General features: G+C 58.9%; 14 protein-coding genes and 2 pseudogenes. 6 read left to right on the top strand and 10 right to left on the bottom strand.

Going from position 1 to position 15,580, the window contains the following annotated elements; all coding sequences use genetic code 11:
- Positions 1-8 precede the first annotated feature (8 nt).
- From DWB67_RS10430 to DWB67_RS10460, 7 genes are all read right to left on the bottom strand, one after another.
- Positions 9-992 (bottom strand): ABC transporter substrate-binding protein, encoded by a 984-nt coding sequence (locus tag DWB67_RS10430; protein WP_119807486.1) that lies wholly within the window; start codon positions 990-992, stop codon positions 9-11.
- 32 nt (positions 993-1,024) lie between these two features.
- Positions 1,025-1,858 (bottom strand): ABC transporter permease, encoded by an 834-nt coding sequence (locus DWB67_RS10435; protein ID WP_119807487.1) that lies wholly within the window; start codon positions 1,856-1,858, stop codon positions 1,025-1,027.
- Positions 1,855-2,730, bottom strand: coding sequence for an ABC transporter permease (locus DWB67_RS10440; RefSeq protein WP_119807488.1), 876 nt, complete (start codon positions 2,728-2,730; stop codon positions 1,855-1,857). Before DWB67_RS10440 ends, DWB67_RS10435 begins: the two co-directional genes overlap by 4 nt.
- Entirely contained in the window at positions 2,723-3,502 is a 780-nt protein-coding gene (locus DWB67_RS10445; protein WP_119807489.1) for an ABC transporter ATP-binding protein, read from the bottom strand. Before DWB67_RS10445 ends, DWB67_RS10440 begins: the two co-directional genes overlap by 8 nt.
- A 4-nt stretch (positions 3,503-3,506) precedes the next feature.
- Positions 3,507-4,958, bottom strand: a complete 1,452-nt coding sequence (gene hydA / locus DWB67_RS10450) for a dihydropyrimidinase (RefSeq protein ID WP_119807490.1) — start codon at positions 4,956-4,958, stop codon at positions 3,507-3,509.
- A gap of 23 nt (positions 4,959-4,981) precedes the next feature.
- Positions 4,982-6,244 (bottom strand): Zn-dependent hydrolase, encoded by a 1,263-nt coding sequence (locus DWB67_RS10455; protein WP_119807491.1) that lies wholly within the window; start codon positions 6,242-6,244, stop codon positions 4,982-4,984.
- A gap of 64 nt (positions 6,245-6,308) precedes the next feature.
- Positions 6,309-7,634, bottom strand: a complete 1,326-nt coding sequence (locus tag DWB67_RS10460) for an aspartate aminotransferase family protein (RefSeq protein ID WP_119807492.1) — start codon at positions 7,632-7,634, stop codon at positions 6,309-6,311.
- 201 nt (positions 7,635-7,835) lie between these two features.
- On the opposite strand from DWB67_RS10460, the gene DWB67_RS10465 reads away from it, so the two are divergent.
- Complete coding sequence (locus tag DWB67_RS10465; protein WP_255418635.1) at positions 7,836-8,393, top strand: TetR/AcrR family transcriptional regulator; 558 nt, start codon at positions 7,836-7,838, stop codon at positions 8,391-8,393.
- Here the strand turns inward: DWB67_RS10465 and DWB67_RS10470 are convergent.
- The gene (locus DWB67_RS10470; protein WP_119807494.1) at positions 8,390-8,977 is read right to left on the bottom strand and encodes a TetR/AcrR family transcriptional regulator; all 588 of its coding nucleotides are present in this window, start codon (positions 8,975-8,977) and stop codon (positions 8,390-8,392) included. The two genes, DWB67_RS10465 and DWB67_RS10470, sit on opposite strands and share 4 nt — an antisense overlap.
- A gap of 153 nt (positions 8,978-9,130) precedes the next feature.
- Positions 9,131-9,691 (bottom strand): DUF882 domain-containing protein, encoded by a 561-nt coding sequence (locus DWB67_RS10475; RefSeq protein WP_119807495.1) that lies wholly within the window; start codon positions 9,689-9,691, stop codon positions 9,131-9,133.
- A 445-nt stretch (positions 9,692-10,136) separates the two neighbouring features.
- Here DWB67_RS10475 and DWB67_RS18620 point away from each other — a divergent pair.
- The 5 genes and pseudogenes from DWB67_RS18620 to DWB67_RS10495 form a co-directional block, all read left to right on the top strand.
- A pseudogene (locus tag DWB67_RS18620) lies at positions 10,137-10,745 on the top strand (peptidoglycan-binding protein); the annotation flags it as partial.
- Positions 10,746-10,913: 168 nt separating this feature from the next.
- A pseudogene (locus DWB67_RS18625) lies at positions 10,914-11,627 on the top strand (L,D-transpeptidase family protein); the annotation flags it as partial.
- Between the two features lie 70 nt (positions 11,628-11,697).
- On the top strand, positions 11,698-12,789 hold the full coding sequence (locus DWB67_RS10485; protein ID WP_119807497.1) for a UDP-3-O-(3-hydroxymyristoyl)glucosamine N-acyltransferase: 1,092 nt from the start codon (positions 11,698-11,700) through the stop codon (positions 12,787-12,789).
- 12 nt (positions 12,790-12,801) lie between these two features.
- A complete protein-coding gene (locus tag DWB67_RS10490) occupies positions 12,802-13,068 on the top strand; it encodes an acyl carrier protein (RefSeq protein WP_119807498.1) in 267 nt (88 codons plus the stop codon).
- Between the two features lie 104 nt (positions 13,069-13,172).
- Positions 13,173-14,381 (top strand): beta-ketoacyl synthase, encoded by a 1,209-nt coding sequence (locus DWB67_RS10495; RefSeq protein ID WP_119807544.1) that lies wholly within the window; start codon positions 13,173-13,175, stop codon positions 14,379-14,381.
- Between the two features lie 64 nt (positions 14,382-14,445).
- On the opposite strand, the gene DWB67_RS10500 is transcribed toward DWB67_RS10495, so the two are convergent.
- Positions 14,446-15,219: an invasion associated locus B family protein gene (locus DWB67_RS10500; protein WP_119807499.1), complete on the bottom strand. Its 774-nt coding sequence runs from the start codon at positions 15,217-15,219 to the stop codon at positions 14,446-14,448.
- Between the last annotated feature and the right edge of the window lie 361 nt (positions 15,220-15,580).

Below are 15,580 nucleotides of genomic sequence, written 5' to 3' on the forward strand. Positions count from 1 at the left end.
TCCACAGGTTACTGGAATGCGCGGTCGGTAACAGTCGACACCCAAGCGCCCTCGGGGGCCGCGGCAATGACGGGGTCCGAGCCACCTGACAGAAGCGTATCAACGGTGCGCTGGTAATCAGCTTCGTCCAGTGACCCGTCAGAACCGTCCAGCAGCAGCGCGATCTCCCTCATCATGCGGGCCTGATGTTCCAGCGTTTGCGCACCGGTTTCATCATTGTCCAACACGATCTCGGCGGCCTCGTCCGGGTTTTCGGCGGCATAGGTCCAGCCCTTCATGCTGGCACGCACGAATTTCGCCAGATCATCGACTTTGGCATCATCAGCCAGCGTCTCTTCCAGCACATAGAGGCCGTCTTCCAAGGTTGCGACGCCCTGATCCTCGTATTTGAAGGTCACCAGATCATCGGGCGACAGACCGGCATCCAGCACCTGACCGTATTCGTTATAGGTCATGGTGCTGATGCAGGCCGCCTGCTTTTGCAGCAGGGGATCGACGTTGAAGCCCTGCTTCAGGACGGTCACCCCGTCTTCGCCGCCTTCGGTCGACAGGCCAAGCGTGTTCATCCACGACAGGAAGGGATATTCATTGCCGGAAAACCAGACGCCAAGGGTCTTGCCTGCGAAATCTGTTTCAGGGTCGGTAATGCCGCTTTCCTTCAGACAGGTCAGCATCATCCCCGAGGATTTGAACGGCTGCGCGATATTCACCAGTGGCAGACCCTTTTCACGGGCGGCCAAGGCGGCGGGCATCCATTCGACAACCACATCCGCGCCGCCACCGGCCAACACCTGCGTCGGCGCAATGTCGGGACCGCCTGCCTTGATGGTGACGTCCAGACCTTCTTCTTCGTAGAAACCCTTGGCTTGGGCCACATAATAGCCTGCAAACTGGGCCTGTGTGACCCATTTCAATTGCAGGGTCAGTTCATTTGCATGGGCAGCGCCCGCCATCAGCGCCAGTCCCGCGGCCGAGATCATCAATCGTTTCATGCTATTCTCTCCTGTTGGTGGGGCACGCCCCGTTACTTGCGCTGCGACGGGTGCCAGAACGTCACCTTCTTTTCGATCAGCGCAACAAGTCCATAGAACAAGGTTCCTGCAAGGGCTGCGACCACGATCTCTGCCCAAACCAAAGGCAGATCCAGCCGGCCCACTGCGGTGGAAATCCGGAAACCCATACCGCGCGTCGGGCTGCCGAAGAATTCCGCCACGATTGCGCCGATCAGCGCAAGGGTCGTGGTGAGCTTTAGGCCGTTGAACAAAAAAGGCATTGCGGCAGGCAGGCGCAGTTTCCATAGGGCCGCAGGATAGGGGGCCGCCCAACTGGCCATCAGGTCACGTTGCATGGTGTCGGTTGCCTTCAGGCCCGCCACCATGTTGACCAGAATGGGAAAGAACACCATCACGACAACGACGGCAGATTTCGACTGCCAGTCAAAGCCGAACCACATGACCAGAATGGGCGCGATACCTACAATCGGCAGGGCCGCAACGAAGTTGCCGATGGGCAGCAATCCGCGCTGTAGAAACGGGCTGCGGTCGATGGCAATGGCGGTCAGCATGGCTGCCAAGGCACCGATGATCCAACCCGACAACGCGCCGCGCAGGATGGTCTGGACAAAATCGGTCCAAAGGATCGACCTGTTCGCCACAAAACTGGCCGCAATCTGGCTGGGTGCAGGCAGGATGACCGATGGCACGGAATATAGCCGGACAATTGCCTCCCATAGGACCAGCAGTGTCACGCCAAAGACGACCGCGACGGCGGTGCACGTCAGGCGGGTGTCGAAACGCGCCAGCCAGATGTTGATTGCCCAGCCACCCAGCCAGATACCAAGGATCGGTAATATGTTCATCTTGCCAACCCCATACGCTGTAACGTCGCCTTTTCAATGACGCCGACGATGGCAACCAATGCGGCGGCCAACAGGGCGGCGGCGAACAGTGCCGACCAGATCTGAACGGTTTGTCCGTAATAACTGCCTGACAACAGACGCGCGCCCAGACCCGCTGTGGCCCCTGCGGGCAACTCTCCGACGATGGTGCCGACAAGGGCGGCGGCAATGGCGACCTTCAGGCTGGCAAACAGATAGGGCAGCGATGAGGGCAACCGTAAACGCCAGAACTGCTGGCTGTCGCTTGCGCTCCAGGATTTCATCTGGTCCAGCTGCATGCCGTCTGGCGTCCGCAGGCCTTTGACCATGCCGACCAGCACCGGAAAGAAGGACAGCCACGCGGCGATAACTGCTTTGGGCAGCAGGCCGGTAATGCCCGCGCTGGCAAAAACGACGATCACCATCGGTGCGATCGCAAGGATCGGCACGGTCTGGCTGGCCACGGCCCATGGCATGACTGATTGGTCCATACTGCGGCTGTGAACGATGCCGACGGCCAGCAGGATGCCTGCCACGGTGCCAATGCCAAAACCCGCCAAAGTGGCCGACAGCGTGATCCACCCATGCCAGACCAGACTGCGACGCGAGGTAATGGCCTGTCCCGCCAAGCCGTCATAGAGACCCACCGCAACCTGATGCGGGGTGGGCAGAATCGGGCGGTCTTGCGTCATGGTCTTGGAAATCAGCTCAGGCAGGGACAGCTCGATCCCTGCGCGGGCGGCCTGATCGCGTTCCCATGTGGCGTTCATGCGGATCGCGCCCAGATACCAGATGGCGATGATGACCAGCAGAACCGTCATAATAGGTAATGCGGCGCGCCACACCCTAGTCATAGCTGTGGCCTTCGCGCAGCCCCTCACGCACCTCATGGGCCAATGCGATGAATTCCGGCGAGTCGCGGATTTCCAGCGGACGTTCGCGGGGCAGCGTGCTTTCGATCACTCGCGTAATACGTCCGGGACGGGGCGACATAACGACAATCTTAGTGGAGAGATAGACCGCCTCGGGGATGGAATGCGTCACGAAGCCGATGGTCTTTTGCGTTTTGGCCCAAAGGGTCAAAAGCGCCTCGTTCAGACGGTCACGAACGATTTCGTCCAAGGCGCCGAAGGGTTCGTCCATCAGCAGGATATCGGCGTCGAATGCCAAAGCACGCGCGATGCTGGCGCGCTGCTGCATACCACCCGACAGTTGCCATGGGAATTTGCCGCCGAAATTCTTCAGCTCGACCAGTTCAAGGACATGGGCGATCCGTTTGGCACGTTCTTCGCGTGAAAACCCCATGATTTCCAATGGCAGGGCAATATTTCCCTTGATCGTGCGCCACGGATAAAGCCCCGGTGCCTGAAAGACATAGCCATAGGCACGCGCTTTGCGCGCCTGATCCGGCGTCATGCCGTTGACGCTGATCTGGCCCGCCGTGACCGTTTCCAGCGCAGCGATACTGCGCAGGAAAGTTGTTTTTCCACAGCCCGAGGGGCCGATGAAGCTGACGAATTCACCGCGGTTGATGTCCAGATCCACGTCCTTCAGTGCGTGGATCGGACCATCCGCTGTCTGGAACGTCAGGTCGACGCCTTGCGCCTTGATGACTGTGTCGCCCAAACTTTCAGACCCCGCTTGCCGGAATGCCGCTGCGGGCGACGGGGCGGGGGGCGGTCAGGTCTTTCCATGCACTCAGCGCGCGGTTGACGTTGCCCTTGGCTTCGCGCGGAACGAATTCGCCGTGGCCTTCCTGACTGTCGACGTTCCCCTCGGTTACGGCAACGACGCCGCGGGACAGGGTAAAGCGGGGCAGGCCGGTAACCTGTTGACCTTCGAAGACGTTATAGTCGATGGCCGATTGTTGGCTGCATGCGCTGATGGTCTTGCTGGCTTTCGGGTCCCAAACGACCAGATCGGCATCCGCGCCGACCAGAACGGCCCCCTTGCGCGGATACATCCCCAGAATCTTGGCGATATTCGTCGAGGTTGCGGCCACGAATTCATTCGGCGTCAGGCGTCCGGTTTCGACGCCATGGGTCCACAGCATTGGCATCCGGTCTTCCAGCCCGCCGGTGCCATTCGGGATCTTGGTGAAATCGTCGATGCCATAGCGTTTCTGTTCGGTGGTAAAGGCGCAATGGTCCGTCGCCACGACCGACAGACTGCCCGACTGCAATCCGGCCCACAGGCTGTCCTGATGCAGCTTGTTGCGGAAGGGTGGCGACATGACGCGGCGGGCGGCGTGGTCCCAATCGGGGTGGAAATATTCGCTGTCATCCAGCGTCAGATGCTGGATCAGCGGTTCGCCCCAGACGCGCTTGCCTTGTTGGCGGGCGCGGCGGATGGCCTCGTGGCTGTCTTCGCAACTGACGTGGACGACATAGAGCGGGACGCCCGCCATATCTGCGACCATGATGGCGCGGTTCGTCGCCTCACCTTCGACCTGCGGGGGGCGGGAATAGGCATGGGCTTCGGGGCCGGTATTCCCTTCGGCCAGCAGACGGGCAGAGAGTTCGGCCACCACGTCGCCGTTTTCGGCATGCACCATGGCGATGCCGCCCAGATCACCCACGCGACGGAAGGATGCGAACAACTCGTCATCATTCACCATCAAGGCGCCCTTGTAGGCCATGAAATGCTTGAAGCTGGTGATGCCACGATCGACCACGGCTTGCATTTCGTCAAAGACCTGTTCGCCCCACCACGTCACCGCCATATGATAGCTGTAATCGCAATGCGCGCGGCCCGACTTGTTGTCCCACATCTGCAACGCGTCCAGCAAACCCTGACCGGGCGAGGGCAGGGCGAAGTCCACCACCATCGTCGTACCACCTGCCAGCGCCGCACGGGTGCCGCTTTCGAAATCATCGGCGGAATAAGTGCCCATGAAGGGCATTTCCAGATGGGTATGCGGGTCGATGCCGCCCGGCATGATATAGCAGCCGGTCGCGTCCAGCGTCTTGTCGCCCGTCAGACCATTGCCGATGGCCGCAATCTTGCCGCCTTCGATCAGCACATCCGACTTATAGGTCAGATCTGCGGTCACGATAGTGCCGTTTCTGATGACAGTGCTCATCATCCTACCTCTTCCCTTTGGTGTTATACGATCTCGGCGGCATCCAGCACAGCATGCAGCAAGACGTCGCTGCCAGCTGCGGCCCATTCCGGGCTGATCTCCTCGGCCTCGTTGTGGGACAGGCCGTCGACACAGGGGCACATGATCATGACGGTCGGCGCGACCTTATTGATCCAGCACGCGTCATGACCCGCGCCTGAAATAATATCCATATGACTGTGCCCAAGTCGTTCCGCAGCCGCCCTGACCGAGTTCACAAGCGCGGGATGGAAAGTCACCGGATCAAAATGACCGACAGGTTCGATTTCAATTTGAAGACCAAGATCATCCGCAATAACAGCTGCTTGCGCCTCTAACTTGGAACGCATCGAGGTCAACTTTTCCAGATCGGGCGATCTGAAGTCGATGGTGAAAACTGCCTTGCCCGGGATCACATTGCGGCTGTTGGGATAGACATTCGCCTGACCGACCGCGCCGACAGCATTCGGCTGGTGTTCCATTGCAATGCTATGCACTGCTTCCATGATACGGGCCATGCCAAGGCCGGCGTTCACGCGCATTTTCATCGGGGTCGATCCGGTATGGGCGTCCTTACCGGTCAGCGTCACCTGCAACCACCACAGGCCCTGACCATGGGTGACGACACCGATGGCCTTGCCCTCTGCTTCCAGAATCGGGCCTTGTTCAATGTGGTATTCGAACATCGCATGGATTGGCCGCTTGCCGATCTCTTCGGTGCCGCGCCAACCGATACGGTCCAGTTCTTCGCCAAAGGTCTTGCCCTCGGCGTCGGTGCGGCTGTTGGCGTAATCTTCTTCCAGCACACCCGCAAAAACGCCCGATGCCAACATGGCGGGCGCGAAACGAGCCCCTTCCTCATTTGTCCAGTTGGCGACAACGATGGGGCGGCGGGTCTTGATGCCCATATCGCGGATCGAGCGGATGACCTCTAACCCTGCCAGCACACCGAGAACACCGTCGTATTTTCCACCCGTGGGCTGGGTATCCAAATGGCTGCCGATATAGATCGGGTCCAGATCGGGTTCGCTGCCTTCGTGACGCATGAACATATTGCCCATGCGATCCAGTCCCATCGTCATGCCCGCATCTTCGCACCACGATTGGAACAGACGGCGGCCTTCGGCATCTTCGTCCGTCAGCGTCTGGCGGTTACAACCGCCCGCAATGCCGGGGCCGACCTTTGCCATCTGTTCCAGACTGTCCCACAGCCGGTCGCCGTCAATTTTCATATTGGCAGCCGGAACCAGCCCGCTCGCGTCGGTCATAACTTTATCCTTCCTGTCTGGCCGCCCCGTTCTGACGCAGGGTCGGCTTGCTTGGTATGCTGTGTTAGGCCGCCTGTTTCAGCACGTCGCCCAATGTGCCGATCAATTCGTCGATCTGCGCTTTCGAGATGATCAGTGGCGGGGACAGTGCGATAATATCGCCGGTGACACGGATCAGGATGCCCGCCTCGAACGCTTTGACGAAAATGTCGAAGGCGCGTTTGCCCGGTTCATCCGGAATCGAGGAAAGCTCGACCGCGCCGATCAGACCCATGTTCCGGATATCGATAACATTGGGATGGTCACGCAGACTGTGCAGCGCGTCCTGCCAATAGGTTTCCAATTCGCCGGCGCGGCTTAGCAGACCTTCTTCGGCATAGGTGTCCAAGGTCGCAAGTGCTGCAGCGCAGCTGACCGGATTGCCTGAATAGGTATAGCCGTGGAACAATTCGATCATATGTTCCGGCCCCTGCATGAAGGCATCATGGATCTTGCTGCTGGCCAAGACAGCACCCATGGGAATAACGCCGTTCGTCAGGCCCTTGGCGCAGGTGATCATATCGGGGACCACGCCGAAATGCTGGGCGGCAAAGGGACTGCCAAGGCGACCGAAACCGGTAATAACCTCGTCGAAAATCAGCAGGATGCCGTGCTTGGTGGTGATGTCGCGCAGGCGCTGCAGATAGTCTTTTGGCGGCATCAGCACACCGGTCGATCCTGCCATCGGTTCGACGATGACGGCGGCAATGGTTTCCGCGCCGTGCAGGGCGACGATACGCTCCAGCTCGTCGGCCAGATAGGCGCCGTGCTGGGGTTGGCCTTTGGTAAAGACGTTTTCGGGCAGATGCGTATGCGGCATGTGATCCACGCCAGCCAGCAAAGTGCCGAAATGACGGCGGTTACTGACGATGCCGCCAACGGAAATGCCGCCAAAGCTGGTGCCATGATAGCCGCGTTCGCGTCCGATTAGACGAGTGCGCGACGCATCGCCTTTGACCCGATGATAGGCCAGCGCGATTTTCAGTGCCGTATCGACCGCCTCGGAACCCGAATTACAGAAAAACACATGCTCCATGCCGTCAGGGGCGACATCGACAATGCGATTGGCCAATTCGAATGCAAGGGGGTGGCCCATCTGGAATGCCGGTGCATAATCCAGTTCGCCCACTTGTTTCTGAACCGCCTCGGTGATCTTTGGACGGCAGTGGCCCGCATTGCAGCACCACAATCCCGCAGTACCGTCCAGAATTTGGCGATTATCCGCCGAGGTGTAATGCATATCCTTCGATGCCACCAACATACGCGGTGCAGATTTGAACTGCCGGTTTGCGGTATACGGCATCCAAAAGGCGCGCAGATCGTTCGGGGCGGGCTTGTGGTCAAGCGGCATCTTAAGAACCCTCTTAATTTATTGACCAAACGGTCAGGATCAGGCTAGCACGGGCCAAACGTCAGTCAAGCGTCCAGACATGGCAGACGGCGAATCCGCACAAACTGCACAAAAACAGATCACGCCAGAGTAGGAGCGCCGGTGACAGACGCGAAACCTTCCCAAATGACGAGAATTCAGCAGAAAAACCGCGATCTGATTATGCAGGGTGCATTAAATGTATTCTCGGCGAACGGTTTTCGCGGGGCGACCATTGACCAGATCGCGAAATCGGCCGGTTTGTCCAAGCCGAATGTGCTGTATTATTTCGGATCCAAGGATGAAATCCATAAGGCGCTGCTGACAGCAATGCTGGATTTGTGGCTTGCACCGATGCAGTTGATCGACCCTTATGGTGATCCACTGGAGGAGGTGCTGGGCTATGTCCGCGCCAAAATGGCGATGTCACGTGACTATCCCCGCGAATCGCGTCTGTTCGCCTATGAGATCCTGCAAGGTGCGCCGCATCTGACCGAAATTCTGGGGGGCGGCCTGCGGGAAATTGTGGATCGTGCCGTCATCATCCTGAACCGCTGGATGGATGAGGGGCGTCTGGCGCGCGTCGAACCGCGCCATCTAATATTCTCGATATGGTCCATGACGCAACATTACGCGGATTTTGAAATTCAGGTCCGCGCGGTTCTGGGCAGTGGTCGCGATCCATTTGCCGAAGGTGAGGTGTTTCTGGACCAGATGTACCGGAAGATTTTGACGCCCTAGGACGAAGGCGTTCCCAGCATTTCGGCAGCCACTAGAATTAGCGACAGATTTTCATGCGCGGCTGCAATGAAATCATCGCGCGTTCCGGCCACCCAATCCTTGGTTGCCGCATTGGTCGCCGCAATAATTGCTGCTGCCAAAATCTCGACCAGACGTTCGTCCGATCCGGGAAGGCGACGGTGCAACAAGGCCCGCATCTGCGCGCGACGGGCCAGCATGGCGCTGTTTCGCAAAGCGTCCAGCTTGGGATCACTGTCACTGAGTGACAGCATTTGGCCGATCATTTCACGCTCGTTCAGATAGCGCTTGAGATGCGCGGCAATCAGATCACCAAGATCGTCGATCAATCGCCCCTTAGACGTGACGAATTTTTCCGATGCCTCGGGCGGATAATCCGGCGGCGGGCCCATCAGGGCTGCTTCTTTATACGGGTAATAGTTGAAAAAGGTGCGCGTGCTGATTCCCGCATGTCGCGCGATTGCTTCGGTCGTGACATTTGCCAATCCGTCCTGGATGGCAAGTTCGATCGCGGATGCCTGAATGGCTTTGGCAGTCCGGAAGCGGCGCGTGTTCTGGGGGCTCATAGAGGTCCGATCTTCAGCATATTGTGACCTCTAGGCTGACCGGAGCTGTCGTCAAGGGCAAGCCCGAAAAAAAGGCTGCGACAATTTTAATCAAAACGCCCCCTGCGAATCGCAGGGGCGCTTGGTCTTTTGAATTTCGCTTTTTGCGCGGCCTTAGCTGCCCCAAGTGCGGATCGGGCCGCAGTCCATGTGAACAAAGTTTGAACGGCTGTAACGTCCCACACCACCGCCACGGCACGCCGAAGCAGCCTGATACATCTGCGCGACCGAACGCGACTTCAATCGCAGATCTGCAGCCTTGCCGGTCATGTGAAGCGAGTTCTTCGCAACACCGCTCGAGGTGCGGCGCAGCATGGCATTGGTGCGCGGCGAACGGTATCCCGACAGCATCATGTAGGGTTCATCCGTCTGCATCAAGCGAGAGGATGCTGCGGCCACATCGATGGTGCGGGGGTCGATCCCGATCACTTCACCGGTGCGCCAGTCGCGCATCAAGACGTTGATTTCATTCAGTGCTTCACGGATATATTTGCCATCGACCCAGTAAACTGTGTCAAGGCTTTCGCCGGTGCGTCCCGAATACATCCGCACGCGCCGCATATCGCCGGCACCGCGCAGAAAACCGAACGCATTGGCCATTACCGGAGCTGCCACAACGCTGGTTGCTGCGAAGGCACCCAGAATGCCGCGACGGGAGATAAGGTCCATTGTCATGTCAGATCGCCTGTCCTGCTTTGGTTTTATTAAACCCCGCGACGGATCGCGGCTCGTCGTGGTTTATCCCCGACTTGCTAACATTATGTCAAAACATCGGGAGGCTGAGAAACTCTTTCTGCAACCTCGGGGTTAAAAATATGCGCATTCGGCAAGAAACCGCCCAAATTGATGTCTGTTGCAATTGCGTCGGTGCGTTGTGTTCAAACTGCAACGACGACTTTTGTCTGCATCTATCAGGGGGATGGCCGGTAGCGTCGTACCTGTCTGTATGAGAGAATGTGCAGGTATTGAATTGGGGTGTGTCATGTCTGCTTGGCGTATTGGGTCGGTGTTTGCAGTTCTACTGGGTGCGTCTTTTGTCGCGGCACCTGCTTTGGCGCAAGAACGCGTGGCCGTCTTGATGTCTGTGCCCAGCCCCAAGCTGCAATTTTCCGCAGCGCAGATGGATCTGGCGCAGGCTGTTTCGGATGATTCCGACCTTGCCGCCTTTTACGGTCGCAACGGCCTGTCGCCGGTCTTTATCGGACCACGGGCAGAAGGTCGTCGTCAGGCCGTTCGTGATGCGATCCAGTCGATGCCGCGCCACGGTATTCCGGTTGCACGCTATGCGCCCGACAGCCTGCCCGACAATCCGCGCAGCGTCGCGGATGAGGTGGCCTATGCCAAACAGGCTGCCGGTCTGCTGCGCGATCTAAGCGGCGGCATTCTGGACCCTGCCTCGGTCGATCCGGAAATCAAGCGGGTGCGGACCTTCGCAGCCATTCCGGAAATGCTGGCAAAGTTCCAGACTGCCAGCGATCCTGCATCGGTACTGTCGGATGCAGCACCCCGCAACCCCGCCTATCTAGCGCTTCAGAATGCCTTGTTCGGGCCGGAACAGCTGGCCGCGCCACAAAATCTGCCCCGCGCCCCCGAGGCAGTTTGGCGTGTGGGTCAGAAAGGCGCGGGCGTCATGCCCCTTCGCGACCGTCTGGCCGCAGTCGGATTTACGGCCGAGGGGGCTGATAAGACCCTCTATGATGCGGCGCTTTCGACTGCGGTGGCAGGATACCAGCGGGCTGCCGGACTTCGCGCTGACGGCATTGCCGGTCCGCAAACCATCCGTCTGCTGAATGGTGATATCCCGACGGGGCAGGGCGCGCGCCAACGTGCCATTCTGGTCGCGATGGAACGTCTGCGCTGGATGGGCACAAAGGATCTGGGCGAACGCTATGTCTGGGTGAATATTCCCGAATTCTCAACCACCATCATCGAAAACGGGAATGAGGTGTTCCGCACCCGCAGCGTCGTCGGCAAGAATGGCGAACACATGCAGACGCCGGAATTTTCCGACATGATGTCCCATGTTGTTGTGAACCCCAGCTGGAATGTCCCGCGGTCGATTACGACCCGTGAATATCTGCCCAAGTTGCAGGCAAACCCCAATGCTGTGTCACATCTGGATCTGGTCGATGGACGCGGCAATGTGGTGTCGCGGTCGGGCATCAACTTCAACAACTACAACGCTCGCAATTTTCCGTTCCGCCTGCGTGAAAAACCAAGTGAGGATAACGCGCTTGGCATCGTGAAATTCATTTTCCCGAACCAGTGGAACATCTATCTGCACGACACCCCCAGCAAGCATCTATTTGCGAACACAAACCGCGCGTATTCGCATGGGTGCGTTCGTATCGGCGATCCGCGGGATCTGGCGCAGGCGCTGTTGTCCAAGCAGACGGACAATCCGGCGGGGATGTTCCAGCGGACTTTGGACAGCGGTCGTGAACAATGGCTGACGCTGCGCCCTGCGGTTCCGGTGCATCTGGTCTATTTCACCGCATGGCCGGACCAGTCGGGCACGGTGCGTATGTATGATGACGTCTATGGTCGTGATGCCAAGGTCTGGGCAGCCCTTCAGGCGCAGGGCGTGGGACAGGACGGCGCGGCATCGTGACCGGCTGGCACTCTGTTCTGCTGGCAGGATGCCGTCAAACAGGCTAAACCCTTGTGCAAAAGGGGGCCTTATGACCGTCACGATAGGAGAACTGGCGCAATCGCTGGACGCGCGCGCTTGGGGTGATCTGGATATTCAGGTAACGGGGGCAGGGGAACCTGCCACGACCTTGCCGGATAGCGGCCAGATCGCCCTTGCCATGGCACCCAAATACGCCGAGGCGCTGCGCCCCGGCTGTATCGCCATTCTGGCCGAAGGGATGGACCCCGAAGCCTATGCCGTCAAAGCCGCTATTTTCGCGCCACGCCCGCGTCTGGTGATGGCGGGACTGACCCGCGCCTTTGATCAGGGTCCTGATATCGATACAGGCATTCACCCGACTGCTGTCATCGACCCCAGTGCGACCATTGGCGAAAACGCCGCAATCGCGCCCTTCGTAGTAATCGGACGTTGCGCTGTGATCGGTGCGAATGCCCGTATCGGGTCGCATGCCAGTATCGGTCGCAACGCCCGTATCGGCAGCGATGCCGTCATCCACTCCGGTGTGCGGATCGGCCATGATGTCGTGATCGGTGATCGCGTCTTCATCCAGCCCAATGCCGTTCTGGGCGGCGACGGTTTTTCCTTTGTCACCCCCGAGGAATCGGGCATCGAGGAAATCCGCCGCACCCTCGGGGAACGCGAAAACATCACAACCCAGCACTGGACCCGTATCCATTCGCTGGGAACGGTCCAACTGGGCGATGATGTCGAAATAGGTGCCAATGCTACGATTGATCGCGGCACCATCCGCGCCACGCGTGTCGGTTCAGGCTCGAAAATCGACAATCTTGTGATGCTTGGCCATAACGTCGTCGTGGGCGAGGATTGCCTTTTGTGCAGTCAGGTCGGCATTGCCGGTTCGTCCACCGTCGGAAACCGTGTTGTTCTGGCCGGCAAGGTCGGCGTGTCGGATAATATCACCATCGGCGACGATGTGATCGCGGGCGGTGCGACCAAGATCTTCACCCGCGTCCCTGCCGGACGGGTGATCCTTGGCAACCCTGCAGTGAAAATGGAAACCCAGCTGGAAATCCAGAAAGCCACACGCCGCTTGCCGCGTTTCGCAAAACAGCTATCAGATCTTCAGGAAACCGTTACACGTCTGTTGGAAAAGGGCTGAGCAGGAGGCGACATGACCGAAGATATCACAAACAGAATTCGCGCCATTATTGCCGAACAGGCAATGCTTGAACCTGAACAGGTGACCGACGACTCGACGCCCGAGGATCTGGGCATCGACAGCCTTGGTCTGGTCGAATCCATCTTCGCGCTTGAGGAAGAATTCGACATCACCATCCCGTTCAACGCGAATGAGCCTGAAAAATCGCAGTTCGACATTTCGAACATGGGCACGATCATTTCCGCCGTGCAGCGGCTGGTCGCGGAAAAGGCGGGATGAGCAAGAAAAAGCCCGCATCCTCGGCCAAGCGGGCTGCCAAGGTCGATCGGGGCGTTGCGGCCCCCGCCATCCCCGAAGCCACCGATCGCGCAGGCCGTGACGGTTTGCGGCGGGTGGTAATCACCGGCGCGGGAACCATCAACGCGCTTGGCCATGACGTCGCCACCACTTTGCAAGCCTTCCGCGAAGGTCGCAGCGGCATCACCCAGCTTGATTTCCGTGATGTCGAACGCCTGTCGATCCAGATTGGCGGTCAGGTCCACAACTGGACGCCCGAAACCTATTTCAACCGCCAGCAGATTCTGCTGTATGATAAATTCACCCAGTTCACCTTGCTGGCAGCCAAACAGGCGGTCGCGCAGGCGGAATTGAATTTTGAAGGTGCGCTTGGGCTGCGGTCCGGCGTTATTCTGGGCACCGCCGGCGGCGGTCTGAACACCTGGGACGAAAACTATCGCGCTGTCTATGAGGAGGGGAAGAATCGCGTTCACCCCTTTGTTGTCCCCAAGCTGATGAACAATGCGGCCGCCAGCCATGTCAGCATGGAATTCGGCCTGCGCGGACCGGCATTTACGGTTGCCACGGCCTGCGCCAGTTCCAACCATGCCATGGGTCTGGCCTTCCAGATGGTGCGGTCGGGTGCGGCAGATGTCATGCTGTCCGGCGGATCCGAGGCGATGCTGTGCTTTGGCGGCGTCAAGGCATGGGAAGGACTGCGCGTCATGTCCAAAGATGCCTGCCGCCCCTTCAGCGCGAACCGCAACGGCATGGTTCAGGGCGAAGGTGCCGGCGTTTTTGTCTTCGAGGAATATGGCCGTGCCAAAGCCCGCGGCGCTGACATTCTGGCCGAGGTTGTGGGGTTTGCCATGTCATCCGACGCGCAGGACATCGTCATGCCCTCAGCGCAGGGTGCCGAACGCGCGATTACCGGTGCAATGGTCGATGCAGGACTGAACCGCGACCAGATCGGTTACATCAACGCGCATGGCACCGGCACGGCTGCGAACGACAAGACAGAATGCGCCGCTGTGGCGCATGCGTTCGGCCATCATGCCGATAAGCTGATGATATCTTCGACAAAATCCATGCACGGGCATCTGATTGGCGGCACTGGCGCGGTCGAATTGCTGGCCTGCATTATGGCCCTTCGTGACGGGGTGATCGCCCCAACAATCGGCTATCAGGAAGCCGATCCCGAATGTGCGCTGGACGTGGTCCCGAACGAGTCGCGCGAGGTAAAGGTGGATGCCGTTCTGTCCAACGCTTTCGCCTTCGGCGGCCTGAATGCTGTTATTGCGTTACGCCGCATCTGATAAGCACTTCGAATAGGGAAAACCCGCGCCCCGATCAGGGCGCGGGTTCTGTTTTTTTGCCGGATTATTCGGCAGGTGCGTCTTCGGCCGGTTCAGCTTCGGGGGCTGGTGCGGCGGCATAGGCTGCCAATTCGTCGAATGCTGCCGTAAAGCCGGACAACGAGATTTCCAGCTGGACCGGTTTCTTCGGATCGCCGCCAAAAGGCAGCAGTTGGACATTGGCCTTTGATCCGCGCTTCATGGCGTTCAGCTCGGCGGTGGTAAAGCCCATCCGCGAAATGCAGCCCACGGGCGCACAGAAGCTGAAGGGATAGCCTTGCATCTTGCCGCTGTCGACGCGGAAACCCAGACCTTCGATCAGGTCGGTTTCAAGCGGGGCCACCAGTGTCGCACCGGCTGCAACGTCGCCGTTCTTCAATGGCAGCAGCGTAAGTTCGGCGACAGCATTGTCATCCGCATCATTCAGCAGTTTGTACATCTCGCAGGGGTCTTTGCCCTCGGGTGCGCGGATGCAACGGATGGTCCATTCACCATGTTCGGATTTCGCATAATAGGTGCCCGGACGTTCGGCAGGCTCGGCCGCGGCTTGGGTGGCGGCGTCTGCGTCACCACCGGGGGCTTCTTCTGCAGTTGCTTCGCCTTCGGCCGCAGGTGCAGCAGGCTCGGCGTCAGCAGCAGGTGCGGCCTCTGCAGGAACGTTTGCGGCGGGCGGCGTCGGGGCCTCGGCCTCGGTCGTGGCGGTTTCGGGCTGTGCCGGCGTTGCGGTGTCTTGGGCAAATGCCGGTCCTGCGATCAGGGCCAGTGTTGCCAGCAACGCATGCGAAGGTTTGATGGACATGTATGTTTCTTCCCTTTGCTCAAAGCATTGGGGCTGATCTAGCACGCCGGAAACCGCTTGTCAGGTGTCCTGAAACACCACCCCTTCACCTTGAGTTGACGAAAAGGAAAACCTTGGCGTTTCTTCGCCGTTAGATCGGCGGAAATGTTAAAAACGATCAAATGCCGGGCTAAAAATCGAATTGGCCGTGGTTTTCACCACGGCCAATGACGCTTTTCGCGTAAGCTCCCTGCCGGACTGGCCGGTCATTATTACGTCGCAGGCTAGTCGCGCTGTTGTGATCAGTCAATAGGCGTCAAATGATATGGGTTTTTGAAACCGTGATTGGCGCAAACTTGGACTTGCACCAAGGGGTCTAAGA

The sequence above is a fragment of the Paracoccus sp. JM45 genome, assembly GCF_003590715.1.
GTDB lineage: Bacteria > Pseudomonadota > Alphaproteobacteria > Rhodobacterales > Rhodobacteraceae > Paracoccus.

Bases quoted from the DNA above. Each gene is read 5' to 3' on its own strand.
- DWB67_RS10430 (WP_119807486.1), bottom strand. From the start codon at position 992: ATGAAACGATTGATGATCTCGGCCGCGGGACTGGCGCTGATGGCGGGC.
- DWB67_RS10435 (WP_119807487.1), bottom strand. From the start codon at position 1,858: ATGAACATATTACCGATCCTTGGTATCTGGCTGGGTGGCTGGGCAATC.
- DWB67_RS10440 (WP_119807488.1), bottom strand. From the start codon at position 2,730: ATGACTAGGGTGTGGCGCGCCGCATTACCTATTATGACGGTTCTGCTG.
- hydA (WP_119807490.1), bottom strand. From the start codon at position 4,958: ATGAGCACTGTCATCAGAAACGGCACTATCGTGACCGCAGATCTGACC.
- DWB67_RS10455 (WP_119807491.1), bottom strand. From the start codon at position 6,244: ATGACCGACGCGAGCGGGCTGGTTCCGGCTGCCAATATGAAAATTGAC.
- DWB67_RS10460 (WP_119807492.1), bottom strand. From the start codon at position 7,634: ATGCCGCTTGACCACAAGCCCGCCCCGAACGATCTGCGCGCCTTTTGG.
- DWB67_RS10465 (WP_255418635.1), top strand. From the start codon at position 7,836: ATGCAGGGTGCATTAAATGTATTCTCGGCGAACGGTTTTCGCGGGGCG.
- DWB67_RS10470 (WP_119807494.1), bottom strand. From the start codon at position 8,977: ATGAGCCCCCAGAACACGCGCCGCTTCCGGACTGCCAAAGCCATTCAG.
- DWB67_RS10475 (WP_119807495.1), bottom strand. From the start codon at position 9,691: ATGACAATGGACCTTATCTCCCGTCGCGGCATTCTGGGTGCCTTCGCA.
- DWB67_RS10485 (WP_119807497.1), top strand. From the start codon at position 11,698: ATGACCGTCACGATAGGAGAACTGGCGCAATCGCTGGACGCGCGCGCT.
- DWB67_RS10490 (WP_119807498.1), top strand. From the start codon at position 12,802: ATGACCGAAGATATCACAAACAGAATTCGCGCCATTATTGCCGAACAG.
- DWB67_RS10500 (WP_119807499.1), bottom strand. From the start codon at position 15,219: ATGTCCATCAAACCTTCGCATGCGTTGCTGGCAACACTGGCCCTGATC.